14 protein-coding genes are annotated in these 12,507 nt (G+C 69.4%); 11 read left to right on the top strand and 3 right to left on the bottom strand.

The window, feature by feature from the left end; translation table 11 throughout:
- Positions 1-4: 4 nt before the first annotated feature.
- A complete protein-coding gene (gspF, locus tag CFB50_RS00315) occupies positions 5-1,222 on the top strand; it encodes a type II secretion system inner membrane protein GspF (protein ID WP_069246748.1) in 1,218 nt (405 codons plus the stop codon).
- A gap of 35 nt (positions 1,223-1,257) precedes the next feature.
- Here the strand turns inward: gspF and CFB50_RS00310 are convergent, their stop codons facing one another.
- The gene (locus CFB50_RS00310) at positions 1,258-1,668 is read right to left on the bottom strand and encodes a type II secretion system protein N (RefSeq protein WP_089444729.1); all 411 of its coding nucleotides are present in this window, start codon (positions 1,666-1,668) and stop codon (positions 1,258-1,260) included.
- Positions 1,669-1,844: 176 nt separating this feature from the next.
- Here CFB50_RS00310 and gspG point away from each other — a divergent pair, with 176 nt between their 5' ends.
- The 8 genes from gspG to CFB50_RS00270 are packed head-to-tail and all read left to right on the top strand — an operon-like array spanning position 1,845 to position 7,862.
- Positions 1,845-2,297: a type II secretion system major pseudopilin GspG gene (gene gspG / locus CFB50_RS00305; RefSeq protein ID WP_011350483.1), complete on the top strand. Its 453-nt coding sequence runs from the start codon at positions 1,845-1,847 to the stop codon at positions 2,295-2,297.
- Positions 2,298-2,335: 38 nt separating this feature from the next.
- Positions 2,336-2,905 carry a GspH/FimT family pseudopilin gene (locus CFB50_RS00300; RefSeq protein WP_089444728.1) on the top strand — a complete coding sequence of 190 codons (570 nt, stop codon included), beginning with the start codon at positions 2,336-2,338 and terminating at the stop codon, positions 2,903-2,905.
- The gene (gspI, locus tag CFB50_RS00295; RefSeq protein ID WP_069246745.1) at positions 2,902-3,342 is read left to right on the top strand and encodes a type II secretion system minor pseudopilin GspI; all 441 of its coding nucleotides are present in this window, start codon (positions 2,902-2,904) and stop codon (positions 3,340-3,342) included. The genes CFB50_RS00300 and gspI overlap by 4 nt, the downstream gene beginning before the upstream one ends.
- Positions 3,343-3,349: 7 nt before the next feature.
- Positions 3,350-4,009, top strand: coding sequence for a PulJ/GspJ family protein (locus CFB50_RS00290; protein ID WP_373452939.1), 660 nt, complete (start codon positions 3,350-3,352; stop codon positions 4,007-4,009).
- Between the two features lie 2 nt (positions 4,010-4,011).
- Positions 4,012-5,151, top strand: coding sequence for a type II secretion system minor pseudopilin GspK (gspK, locus tag CFB50_RS00285; protein WP_089444726.1), 1,140 nt, complete (start codon positions 4,012-4,014; stop codon positions 5,149-5,151).
- A gap of 26 nt (positions 5,152-5,177) precedes the next feature.
- Complete coding sequence (gspL, locus tag CFB50_RS00280) at positions 5,178-6,539, top strand: type II secretion system protein GspL (RefSeq protein ID WP_089444725.1); 1,362 nt, start codon at positions 5,178-5,180, stop codon at positions 6,537-6,539.
- Positions 6,536-7,042 carry a type II secretion system protein GspM gene (gspM, locus tag CFB50_RS00275; RefSeq protein ID WP_069249188.1) on the top strand — a complete coding sequence of 169 codons (507 nt, stop codon included), beginning with the start codon at positions 6,536-6,538 and terminating at the stop codon, positions 7,040-7,042. Before gspL ends, gspM begins: the two co-directional genes overlap by 4 nt.
- A gap of 31 nt (positions 7,043-7,073) precedes the next feature.
- On the top strand, positions 7,074-7,862 hold the full coding sequence (locus CFB50_RS00270) for a type II secretion system protein N (RefSeq protein WP_069246742.1): 789 nt from the start codon (positions 7,074-7,076) through the stop codon (positions 7,860-7,862).
- A gap of 30 nt (positions 7,863-7,892) precedes the next feature.
- Here the strand turns inward: CFB50_RS00270 and CFB50_RS00265 are convergent, their stop codons facing one another.
- Positions 7,893-9,464 carry an efflux transporter outer membrane subunit gene (locus CFB50_RS00265; RefSeq protein WP_089444724.1) on the bottom strand — a complete coding sequence of 524 codons (1,572 nt, stop codon included), beginning with the start codon at positions 9,462-9,464 and terminating at the stop codon, positions 7,893-7,895.
- Positions 9,465-9,740: 276 nt separating this feature from the next.
- A complete protein-coding gene (locus CFB50_RS00260; protein ID WP_011350474.1) occupies positions 9,741-10,025 on the bottom strand; it encodes a multidrug ABC transporter ATPase in 285 nt (94 codons plus the stop codon).
- 174 nt (positions 10,026-10,199) lie between these two features.
- Here CFB50_RS00260 and CFB50_RS00255 point away from each other — a divergent pair, with 174 nt between their 5' ends.
- Together CFB50_RS00255 and CFB50_RS00250 are read left to right on the top strand one after the other, a co-directional pair.
- On the top strand, positions 10,200-10,691 hold the full coding sequence (locus CFB50_RS00255) for a MarR family winged helix-turn-helix transcriptional regulator (protein ID WP_089444723.1): 492 nt from the start codon (positions 10,200-10,202) through the stop codon (positions 10,689-10,691).
- Positions 10,692-10,868: 177 nt separating this feature from the next.
- Positions 10,869-12,431, top strand: coding sequence for a DHA2 family efflux MFS transporter permease subunit (locus tag CFB50_RS00250; protein WP_089444722.1), 1,563 nt, complete (start codon positions 10,869-10,871; stop codon positions 12,429-12,431).
- Positions 12,432-12,507 lie beyond the last annotated feature (76 nt).

Here is a 12,507-nt window from a genome sequence, read left to right as displayed (position 1 = left end):
CGCGATGCCGGCATTCCGTTTCGAAGCAATCGATTCGGCGGGACGCGCGCAGAAAGGCGTCATCGATGCCGACAGCGCACGTGCCGCGCGCGGCCAGCTGCGTACGCAGGGGCTCACGCCGCTCGTCGTCGAGCCGGCCGCCAGCGCGACGCGCGGGGCGCGGTCGCAGCGGCTCGCGTTCGGCCGCAAGCTGTCGCAGCGCGAACAGGCGATCCTCACGCGCCAGCTCGCGAGCCTCCTGATCGCCGGGCTGCCGCTCGACGAGGCGCTCGGCGTGCTGACCGAGCAGGCCGAGCGCGACTACATCCGCGAACTGATGGCCGCGATCCGCGCCGAAGTGCTCGGCGGCCATTCGCTCGCGAATGCGCTGGGCCAGCATCCGCGCGATTTCCCGGAAATCTACCGCGCGCTCGTCGCGGCCGGCGAGCACACCGGCAAGCTCGGCATCGTGCTGTCGCGCCTGGCCGACTACATCGAGCAGAGCAACGCGCTGAAGCAGAAGATCCTGCTGGCGTTCACGTATCCGGGGATCGTCACGCTGATCGCGTTCGGCATCGTCACGTTCCTGCTGAGCTACGTGGTGCCGCAGGTCGTCAACGTGTTCGCGAGCACGAAGCAGCAGCTTCCCGTGCTGACGATCGTGATGATGGCGCTGTCGGATTTCGTGCGGCACTGGTGGTGGGCGATCCTGATCGCGGTGGTGCTCGTCGTGTGGTTCGTGAAGGCGACGCTGTCGCGCGACGGGCCGCGCCTCGCATTTGACCGCTGGGTGCTCACCGCACCGCTCGCGGGCAAGCTCGTGCGCGGCTACAACACGGTGCGTTTCGCGAGCACGCTCGGCATCCTCACCGCGGCGGGCGTGCCGATCCTGCGCGCGTTGCAGGCGGCCGGCGAGACGCTGTCGAACCGCGCGATGCGCGCGAACATCGACGACGCGATCGTGCGCGTGCGCGAAGGCTCCGCGCTGTCGCGCGCGCTGAACAACGTGAAGACGTTTCCGCCGGTGCTCGTGCACCTGATCCGTTCCGGTGAAGCGACGGGCGACGTGACGACGATGCTGGATCGCGCGGCCGAAGGCGAAGCGCGCGAGCTCGAGCGTCGCACGATGTTCCTGACGAGCCTGCTCGAGCCGCTGCTGATCCTGGCGATGGGGGGCATCGTGCTCGTGATCGTGCTGGCCGTGATGCTGCCGATCATCGAGCTGAACAACATGGTGCAGTGACGGCCTGACCGCGGGTCGGGCCGTCGCCTTCGGCTTCAGCGCACGTAGATCGCCGGGGACGGCGTGTTGGCGGGCAGCTGGACTTCGGTGCGGGCGCCGTTGCGCTCGACGATGATCGAGCGGGGGCGGACTTCGGCGAGCTTCGCGCCGGACGTGACGTCCGCGCCGAGCGACACGGCACGCGGCGGTTCGCCACCGACACCGATGATCGCGGCACCGCCGTGGTCGAGCGCGAGGATGCCGAACAGGTGGATGTCCTGCACGGGATTCTTGTCGAGCTGACCGCCGAAGAGCGCCGCGGCGTCCTCGGTGCGGATCGGCATCCGCGCGGCGGCGGCGGGCAGCGGCGCTTCGCGGGCGGACAGCGTGACGACCCAGTAGGTGGCCGTCGCGCACAAACCCGCGAAGAGGGCTAGGGAGAGGATCCGGATCGAGAGCGCGTTCATGCGCGCTATTGTACGGATGTATATGAAATTTGCGTTGGGTGAAAGCCCTCGGCAATGCGCGCCTTACAATGCGTGCTCCGCGCCCGCGGGTTCGGAAGGTTGCCGTCAGGCCATCGTCCGGTGCGCCGGGTGCGTCACTCAAACCACGACATTTTTTTGGAAAGAGGTAGTCAGTCATGCAAACGTGGATCACTCGCCGCAACGCGGCCGTGCGTCGTCAGCGCGGTTTCACGCTGATCGAGATCATGGTGGTGGTCGCGATCCTCGGGATCCTGGCGGCGCTGATCGTGCCGAAGATCATGAGCCGCCCGGACGAGGCACGCCGCATCGCCGCGAAGCAGGACATCGGCACGATCATGCAGGCGCTCAAGCTGTACCGTCTCGACAACGGGCGCTATCCGACCCAGGATCAGGGCCTGAACGCGCTGATCCAGAAGCCGTCCACCGATCCGATTCCGAACAACTGGAAGGACGGCGGCTATCTCGAGCGCCTGCCGAACGATCCGTGGGGTAACGGCTACAAGTACCTGAACCCGGGCGTGCACGGCGAGATCGACGTGTTCAGCTACGGCGCCGACGGCAAGGAAGGCGGCGAAGGCAACGACACCGACATCGGTTCGTGGCAATAAGCGCTCACTGACCGGCCCGACGCTTCGTTCCCTTCTTCATGCTCGCCACTCGCACGACCTTCCGCTGCGGCCGCGATTGCCGTGTGCGTCGCGGCGCGGCTTCGTCCGTGCCGGTGCGTGCCGACGGCGGGCAGGCGTTGCGTGGTGCGCGGCGTCATCGCGCGCGCGGCTTCACGCTGCTCGAAATGCTGGTCGTGCTCGTGATCGCGGGGCTGCTCGTGTCGCTCGCGTCGCTGTCGCTCACGCGCAATCCGCGCACCGACCTGCGCGAGGAAGCGCAGCGCATCGCGCTGCTGTTCGAGACGGCCGGCGACGAAGCGCAGGTGCGTGCCCGGCCGATCGCGTGGCAGCCGACCGCGCACGGCTTCCGTTTCGACGTGAGCTCGCCCGACGGCTGGCGCACGCTGCGCGACGACCTGCTGCGCCCGCGCGACTGGGACGGTGGCGTCACCGGCGCCGACATCGACTATCCGGGGGCCGACACGCATGCGAATCGCGTCGTGTTCGGTACCGAGAGCATCGACACGCCGGTGCGCGTGACGCTGCATTCGGCGGTCGGCAGCGCGACGATCGTCAGCACCGGCAATGGCCGCTACGAGGTGCAATGACGATGCGTCGTCGCCTGCCCTTCCCCGTTGCTTCATCGCGCCGCCCTTCCCCGACGGGACTTTCTTCGCGCCGCGGTTTCACGATGATCGAGGTGCTGGTCGCGCTCGCGATCATCGCGGTCGCGCTCGCCGCGTCGATCCGCGCGGTCGGCACGATGGCGACCAACGCGTCCGATCTTCATCGCCGCCTGCTCGCCGGCTGGAGCGCCGACAACGCGCTCGCGCAGATGCGGCTCACGCACGCGTGGCCGGAGATCGGCGAACAGAGTTTCGACTGCTCGCAAGGCAACGTGCAGCTCGTCTGCACGCAGCGCGTGAGCACCACGCCCAACCCGGTGTTCCGGCGCGTGCGGATTTCGGTGAGCATGCCCGGGCACACCGGCGTGCTCGCGCAGATGGTGACGGTGGTCGCGAATGAAACCAGCCGTCCGCTCTGACGCGCCGATGCGACGCCCGCTCGCCCGCCCCGCCCGCGGCTTCACGCTGATCGAGCTGATGATCGCGATCGCGATCCTCGCGGTGGTCGCGATCCTCGCGTGGCGCGGGCTCGACCAGATCATGCGCGGTCGCGACAAGGTCGCGGCCGCGATGGAAGACGAGCGCGTGTTCGCGCAGATGTTCGACCAGATGCGCATCGACGCGCGGCTCGCCGCGACCGACGACGAAGCCGGCCAGCCGGCGATCGGCGTGGCCGGCAATACGCTGCAGATCGTCCGCGAACTCGAGGTGCCGGGCGTGGCGCCGCGGCTGCAGGTGGTCCGCTACCGGATCGCCGGCGGGCGCGTCGTGCGCTATGCGTCGCCGCCGATCGACGACGCGAACCGGCTGCGCGGCATGCTGAAGGACAGCAGTGTCGAAGGCTGGAGCTGGGTCGCCCTGATGGGCGGCGTCGGCGCGATCGACGCGAAGCTGTACGTGTCGCGCGTGGGCTGGACCACCAACCTGCAGACGGCCGACGAAGCGCTCGCGCAGAACAACGATGCGCTCAAGGTGCCGCAGATCGGCAACGCGCCGCCTGCTCGCGCGGTGACGGGACTGCAGGTCAGCATCGGCGCGACGTCGCTGCGCGTGCCGGTCACGCGCATCTTCCTCGTCGGGGAATGACGATGCGCGCGCGCCCTCCCCGCTCATTGCTTTGCGCCCGCGCCCGCGCCGGCGGTCGCGCACGGGCACGCGGCCGCGAGCGCGGCGCGGCGATCATCACCGCGTTGCTGGTCGTCGCGCTGTCGGCGATCCTCGTCTCGGGGATGCTGTGGCGCCAGCAGGTGCAGATCCGCCGGATCGAGAACCAGCGCGTGATCGCGCAGGCGCAGTGGGTCGCGCGCGGCGCGCTCGACTGGACGCGGATGATCCTGCGCTCCGAAGGCGACACGGCGCCCGGCATCACGTATCTCGGCGGCATCTGGGGCGTGCCGATCGCGAAGACGAAACTGTCGGACTTCCTCGGCCGGATCGGTGCGCCCAACGACACCGGCGGCGAAGACACCTATATCTCCGGCTCGATCGAGGATGCGCAGGCGAAGTTCAACCTGCGCAACCTCGTGGCGTCGCCGGCGCCCGGCGTGCTGCAGTTGAACGTCACGCAGGTCCAGGCGTTCCAGCGCCTGCTGACGACGCTCGGCTACGACGGCGCGTTCGCGAAGCGCATCGCGCTGCAGGTGCGCGCGAGCCTGCTGAATTCCGCGACGCGCTTCCAGATGCCGACGCTGCCGGGTGGCGGCACGGCGCCGCCGGTCACCGCGCCGGTGACGACCGATCAGCAAGGCGGCGGCGGCTTCACCGACGATCCCGGCATGACGGGCGGCGATCGCGGGCCCGCGCCGCTGATGATGACGGGCGTCGACAGCCTGCTCGACGTCGACGGCGTGACGCCCGAGATGGTCGCGCGGTTGCGCCCGTTCGTCACCGTGCTGCCGACCACGACGCCCGTGAACATGAACACCGCGCCGGCCGAGGTCATTGCGGCGCTGATGCCGGGGATGAGCGTGTCGTCCGCGCAGGCGCTCGTGTCGCGCCGCGAGACCGTGTTTTTCCGCAACGTCGCCGACGTGCAGCTCGCGCTGCGCGGCGCCGGTGCGCCGCCGAACGTGACGCCCGACTCGAGCCTCGTCGACGTCAATTCGAGCTATTTCATCGTGCATGGCCGGATCCAGCATGACCGGGCGGAGGTTGATCGCACCTCGCTCGTGTATCGTGATCCGACCACGCACTCGACACGGGTCGTGCGCATCCGCGACCAGCTATAACGACGCCAATCGGGAGAGGAGCTCTTGTGAGCACGTTGATTGTTTCTTTGCCGCCGCGCGAGCCTGCCGTGCCGTTGCAGGAATGGCAGTGGCCCGAGCTGCCGTTCACGCTCGTCGACAAGGCCGGCCACGTGCAGCGCGCCGGCCGCGCCGCGCTTGCGTTGCTGCCGCGCGCGAATGCGACGGTGCTGATCGTCGCCGCGCGCGACGTGCTGCTGCTGGCCGCGACCGTGCCGCCGCTGAAGGGACCGAAGCTGCGCCAGGCGCTGCCCAACATCGTCGAGGATCAGCTGATCCAGGATCCGCTCGGCTGCCATATCGCGCTCGATCCGGACGCGCTGCCCGACGGGCGCCGCGTGCTGGCCGTCGTCGATCGCGCGTGGTTCCGCACGATCTGCGAAGCGTTCACGGCGGCCGGCCACCGGCACCTGAGCGCGGTGCCCGCGACCCGCTGCCTGCCGGCGCCGCACGTGCCCGCCGCGCCGGCCGACAGCGAAGTCGATGCCGCCGCGGTTGCCGCCGACGCCGTCGAGGTACCGCCCGCCCGTCCGGCGACGGTGGCCGCGGTGCTCGGGCTTGCGACGTCGGTCGAACCGGTGCTCGTCGAGGCCGGCGCACTGCCGGCTGCAGCCGGTGCGCCGCGCCTCGAACTCGCGGTCGCACGCGGTGCGCTCGGCGAAGGCTTCGCGGCGCCCGCGTCGCGCGCGGCCGGCACGCTGGCCGCGCTGGCAGGTGGCGGCGATGTCGAACTGTACGAACTCGGCGAACCGGGCGCGGAGCCTCGCCTCGCATCGGTCGGCCGCACCGACGGCGGCCCGCTGCTGCCGGGCGCAGCGCCGCTGTCGTTCGACGCGTTCGCGCGGCGCGCGCTGACCGAGAAGTTCGACCTGTGCCAGTTCGAATTCGAGTCGCAGCCGTGGCGCTTCGACCGCGCGACGGTGAAGCGCCTGCGCGTGCCGCTCGCCCTCGTCGCGGCGACGCTCGGCGTGGCGGTGATCGGGATGAACCTGCACTGGTGGAAGCTGTCGCGCGAGCGCGATGCGCTGTCCGCGCAGATCACCGAGACGCTGCTGTCCGCGTTCCCGAAAACGACGACGGTGCTCGATCCGCCCGCGCAGATGCAGCGCCAGCTCGACCAGTTGCGCCTGGCTGCCGGCGAGCTGTCGCCGAACGATTTCCTTGCGCTGTCGAGCGGGCTGTCGCGTTCGATGGGCGCGCTGCCGCTGAACGGCATCGCGTCGCTCGACTATCACGACCGGCGGCTCGACGTCGGCTTCAAGCCGGAGGTCAAGGTCGATCCCGATTTCACGCAGCGCCTCGCGCGTAACGGACTGTCCGGCGAAGTCGACAGCAATACGGGCAAATGGACGATCCGGAGCCGCTCATGAAGACGGAACAACTGAACCAGACGCTGGCCCAGTTCTGGGGCGAGCGCTCGCAGCGCGAAAAGATGCTGCTCGGCTGGGGCGGCGCCGTGCTGGCGGTCGCGATCGCGTATTCGGTGCTGTGGTCGCCCGCGCAGGAAGGCCGCGCGCGGATCCAGCGCGAGCTGCCGACGATGCGCCGCGAGCTGGCGCAGATGACCGCGCAGGCGAACGAGGCGAAGTCGTTGACGGCCGCCGCGCAGGGCGTCGCGCCGACCGGCCTCGCGCTGAAGGACGCGCTGACCGCATCGCTGTCCGATCACGGGCTGCAGGGCGCGCAGGTGCAGATCGTCGGCAACGGCGTACAGATCCAGATGAAGAACGTGTCGTTCCCGGCGTGGACGCAGTGGCTCGACGATGCGCGCCGGCAGTTCAAGGTGCAGGTCGGCGAGGCGCATGCCACCGCGCTGAAGGACGACGGCCAGGTCGACCTGACGGCCGTGATGCAACCGTCTACGCAGAAATGACGCAGTGGATGACGCAAGTGGCGGTCGGCCGATGAGGCCGGGATTGAAGCGGCTCGCCACCGCATTGCCGTGGGTACTGGCGGGTGGCCTGGCGACGGCGGTGACGCTCGTCGCGCTCGCGCCGGCCGCATGGATCGCGCCGCAGTTCGCGCGCGCGACCGGCGGGCACGTGAATCTCGTCGATCCCGACGGGTCGCTGTGGCACGGCTCGGGCACGCTGATGCTCGCGCCGGGGGCCGACCAGAGCGCGGCGACGCTGCTGCCGGGCCGGGTCGAATGGACCACGGGCTTCTGGCCGCTGCTGACCGGGCGCGTGCAGATGCGCATGCGGCAGACCGAGGCGATGCCCGAGGCGGTCACGCTCGATGCGACGTGGCGCGGCGCGGTGCTGTCGGCGGGCACGATGGCCGTGCCCGCGTCGCTGCTCGCGGGGCTCGGCACGCCGTTCAACACGCTCGACCTGCAGGGCGACGTGCGGCTCGGCTGGAGCGACTGGCGCCTGATCGGCAACAACGCGTTCGGCCAGCTGACGGTGACGATCGACTCGATGAGTTCGCGCGTCTCGCGCGTGAAGCCGCTCGGTTCGTACCGTGCGGTGCTGCAGGCGAAGGGAGCCGGCGCCGACCTGGACCTGTCGACGACGCAGGGCCCGCTGTTTCTCGACGGCCACGGCACCTTCGGCCCGGGCCAGGGATCGTTCCGCGGCACCGCGCACTCGGCGCCCGAGCAGCAGGCGAACCTCGCGGGGCTGCTGAACCTGCTCGGCCACCCCATCGGCAACAATGAGGTGTCGCTGATCTTCGGCGACGCGCAGCGCTGACGCGCGCGTCCCCCTTTCCTTCCTACTTTTCTACTTCTGCGCGAGCGGCGCGGCGACCGCCGGTGCGGTGGCCGCGGGCGCGGCCGCGCCGGACGCCGGCACGGGCGCCGGTGCCGCCATGTCGCCGTTCTCGCGCGCCATCTCCGCGACGTTCCAGCCGCCGCCGAGCGCCTTCACGAGCCCGACCGACGACGTCATCCGCTGCCCGGCGATCGTCGCGAGCTTCTGCTGCGCGGTGAACGCGGTGGTCTGCGCGGTCAGCACGTTCAGGTAGGCGACCGTGCCGGCCTTGTACTGGTTCGTGACGATCGCGAGCGCATGCTCGGCGCTGTCGACGGCCTGCCGCTGCACGTCGATTTCCTGCGCGAGGATACGCTGCGACGCGAGGTTGTCCTCGACGTCCTGGAACGCGGTGAGCACCGCGAGGCGGTACGCGGCGACGTCCTGGTCGTAGGTCGCCCGCGCGGCGTCGGTCTGCGCGGCGCGCAGCCCGGCGTCGAACAGCGTGGCCGCGAGCTGCGGGCCGACCGTCCAGAAGCGTGCCGGCAGCGTGAACAGCTGCGACCACACCGAGCTCTGGAAGCCGCCGGTGGCCGACAGCGTGAGCGTCGGGAAGAACGCGGCGATCGCGACGCCGATCTGCTCGTTCGCGGCCGCCGCACGGCGCTCCGCCGCCGCGATGTCGGGGCGGCGCTCGAGGATCGCGGACGGCACGTCGACCGGCGTGATCGGCGGCTCGGCTGTGAGCGGATTCGGCGGTAGCGAGAAGGTCGACGCCGGTTCGCCGATCAGCGTCGCGATCGCATGCTCGTACTGCGCGCGGGCCACGCCGTTGTCGATCGATGCGGCCTGTGCGCTCTGCAGCTGCGTCTGCGCCTGGATCACGTCCGCGCGCGCGGCAACGCCCTGCGCGTACTGGTTCTGCGTGAGCTTCAGCGACTGTTCGTACGACTTCACGGTGTCGTCGAGCAGCTTCTGCAGCGCATCGGACGTGCGCAGCTGGAAGTAGGTCTGCGCGAGCAGCGCCTGCTGCGACAGCCGCGCGTTCGCGAGATCGGCCGCGGCGGCGGCTTCGCCGGCACGCTGCGCGCTGACGGTACGGCTCACCTTGCCCCACAGGTCCGGTTCCCAGCTCGCGTCGAGGCCGACGCTGTAGCTGTTGTTGATCGACCCGGTCGATCCGCTGCCGAAGCTCGACGACGAACCCGACGACACCGACGTGCGCGGCGTACGGGCGCGCGAGCCCGATGCGGTCAGCCCGACGGTCGGGAAATACGCGGCACGCGCCTCGGCGACGAGCGCGCGCGCCTGCCGGTACGCGGCCGCCGATTGCGCGATGGTCTGGTTCGACGCGTTGAGCCTGCCGATCAGCGCATCGAGCTGCGGATCGTTGTAGACCGTCCACCACGCGCCGCGGTCGGTGCGGTCGGCGGGCTGCGCGACCTTCCAGCCGGCCGGCGCTTCCTTGTATGCGGCGGGGATCGACGTGTCGGGCCGGTGATAGTCGGGCCCGACGGCGCAGCCGGCGAGCAGCACGGCCGTCGCGATGGCGACGGCGGCGCTCAGCGGGCGAAGGGCGCGCGGGAGGGAGGCGTACGGCATGGTGATTTTCCTGTCTGGGCGCGACGTCCGGCGAGCGGCGTCGCGCGATGCGGTCGTCGTGCCGCTGGCGGACAAATGGTAACTGACGGCGGGAAAGCTGCGCAGCCCCAAGGGTACGGTGCGCGGCGACAGGAATGTGTTACCGGCGCGAGCGGCCGGTTTACCGGTCATTACGGCTCGCTGACGGGAAGCCGGGGATGCGACGCCGGCCGTGCGGGGCGCGGCCGGCGCTCGGTCCTCAGTCGGAGCAGTCAGGAAGGCGGGAGGCGCGCGACGTCAGTGGCAGCGCGCGGGCAGCGGGAGCGGCTCGGCGGCGGACCGCCATGTCGACGGCTCCGTCGCGGCCGGCTGGCCCGTGCGGCGAGCGCCGTCTTTCGCGTTGCGCTGCCGGCGATGATCGAACCATGCGAACCCGAGCGCCGCGAGCGAGCCGCCCGGGACCACCAGCATCGTCACGTACAGCGCGATCTTCCAGCCGCGGTGCGGCCCGGAAAACGCATGATGAGCGGTATCGGTCAGGTTGCGGCGCAGCGCGCCGGCGGCATTTTTCAGGAACAGCATCGCGAACATCCTCGGGGTGCCCGCAGCGCGGGCGCATCGGTCAGAACATAGTCTCCGGCAGTGCAACATGCACGTCGTAACTGGTTGCCTCAAATAATATTGACTAAGCAATCATTTTTCAAGATACTGGGCGCGTTTAAATCTGAAACGCACTATTGCTGCGTGCGCAATCGCATGACCGGCAGCCTCTACGATCCCGAGAACATCGCGCTGGAAACGAGCCTCGGCTATTACCTGTCGAAGGCGAAGCAGGCGCTCGTCGAGCGGATGGACCGTGCGCTCGAGCCGCTCGACCTCACCGCGCAGCAGATCGGCGTGATCCTGCTGTTGTCGCGCGGCTATGCGCGCACGCCGTTCGAGCTGTCCCGCAAGATGTCGTACGACAGCGGGTCGATGACGCGGATGCTCGACCGGCTCGAACGCAAGGGGCTGGTCGCGCGCTCGCGCAGCGAGCAGGACCGCCGGATGATCGAGCTGACGCTGACCGAACGCGGCGCCGAAGCCGCGCGTGCGCTGCCGTCGCTGATCGCGACCGCGCTCAACGCGCAGCTCGACGGCTTCTCGGCCGACGAGCTCGCGACGCTCACCGGCCTGCTGCAACGCTTCATCGCCAACGGCCCCGGCTCGACCGGTTGCCCGAAACCCGACGACGAAGCGGACAGCTGATGTGCGCGGAGGCCCCATGTCTAGGTTAAACATTCGCTTATTTATCTGTCTGGGCAGAAGATGACAGGGCACGCGCTCCCTTTTTCCGTTGATTCGTTCCACCCGGCCGGGTTGCGCTGTGGCGCACACCCGTGCGTTGTGCCGGCGCGTCGCGCGCGCCGCGTCTAGGAGATTCCGATGTCCGCCACCACGGCATCCACCGCCGCCCCCGCCGCCGAACCCGCGCCGCTGTCCGGCGGTGCGCTCGCGCTGCTCACCGTCGGGCTCGCGCTCGGCACCTTCATGGAAGTGCTCGACACGTCGATCGCGAACGTCGCGGTGCCGACCATTTCCGGCAGCCTCGGCGTCGCGACGAGCGAAGGCACCTGGGTGATCTCGTCGTACTCGGTGGCGTCCGCGATCGCGGTGCCGCTGACCGGCTGGCTCGCGCGGCGGGTCGGCGAGGTGCGGCTGTTCACGCTGTCGGTGCTCGCGTTCACGGTCGCGTCGGCGCTGTGCGGCCTCGCGAGCAACTTCGAGACGCTGATCGCGTTCCGGCTGCTGCAGGGCCTCGTGTCGGGGCCGATGGTGCCGCTGTCGCAGACGATCCTGATGCGCAGCTACCCGCCCGCGAAGCGCGGGCTCGCGCTCGGGCTATGGGCGATGACGGTGATCGTCGCCCCGATCTTCGGTCCGTTGCTGGGCGGCTGGATCAGCGACAACTACACATGGCCGTGGATCTTCTACATCAACCTGCCGATCGGCATCTTCTCGGCGACCTGCGCGTATTTCCTGCTGCGCGGCCGCGAGACGAAGACGACGAAGCAGCGGATCGACGCGGTCGGCCTGGCACTGCTCGTGATCGGCGTGTCGTGCCTGCAGATGATGCTCGACCTCGGCAAGGACCGCGACTGGTTCAACTCGACGTTCATCGTCGCGCTCGCGCTGATCGCGGTCGTCTCGCTCGCGTTCATGCTCGTGTGGGAGGCGACCGAGAAGGAGCCGGTGGTCGACCTGTCGCTGTTCAAGGACCGCAACTTCGCGCTCGGCGCGATGATCATCTCGTTCGGCTTCATGGCGTTCTTCGGCTCGGTCGTGATCTTCCCGCTGTGGCTGCAGACGGTGATGGGCTACACGGCCGGCAAGGCCGGCCTCGCGACCGCGCCGGTCGGGCTGCTCGCGCTCGTGCTGTCGCCGCTGATCGGCCGCAACATGCACCGGCTCGACCTGCGGATGGTCGCGAGCTTCGCGTTCATCGTGTTCGCCGGCGTGTCGATCTGGAACTCGACGTTCACGCTCGACGTGCCGTTCAACCATGTGATCCTGCCGCGGCTCGTGCAGGGGATCGGCGTCGCGTGCTTCTTCGTGCCGATGACGACGATCACGCTGTCGAGCATTTCCGACGACCGGCTCGCGAGCGCGTCGGGGCTGTCGAACTTCCTGCGCACGCTGTCCGGCGCGATCGGCACCGCGGCGAGTTCGACGTTCTGGGAGAACGACGCGATTTACCACCACGCGCGGCTGTCGGAATCGGTGAGCGTGTATGCGCAGAGCACGACCGACTATCAGGGCGCGCTGTCGCAGCTCGGCATCGTCGGCCAGACGGCCAATGCGCAGCTCAACCAGCTCGTCACGCAGCAGGGCTTCATGATGGCGACCAACGACTTCTTCCTGCTGTCGGCGTTCATGTTCGGCGCGCTCGCGGCGCTCGTGTGGGTCACGAAGCCGAGGAAGGGGGCGGGGCCGGCGATGGGGCATTGAATGCGCAGAGACTCGCCTTGCTTGTTTTTCCTAATTAAACTAAGCTAAGTCAATATTTGAACTTAGTTCAATTGGA

Origin of the sequence: Burkholderia sp. AU33423 (genome assembly GCF_002223135.1) — a bacterium.
In the GTDB taxonomy this organism is placed as follows: domain Bacteria; phylum Pseudomonadota; class Gammaproteobacteria; order Burkholderiales; family Burkholderiaceae; genus Burkholderia; species Burkholderia lata_D.
Note: the sequence above shows the minus strand (reverse complement) of the source record. Positions and strands in the feature narration are given on the sequence as shown.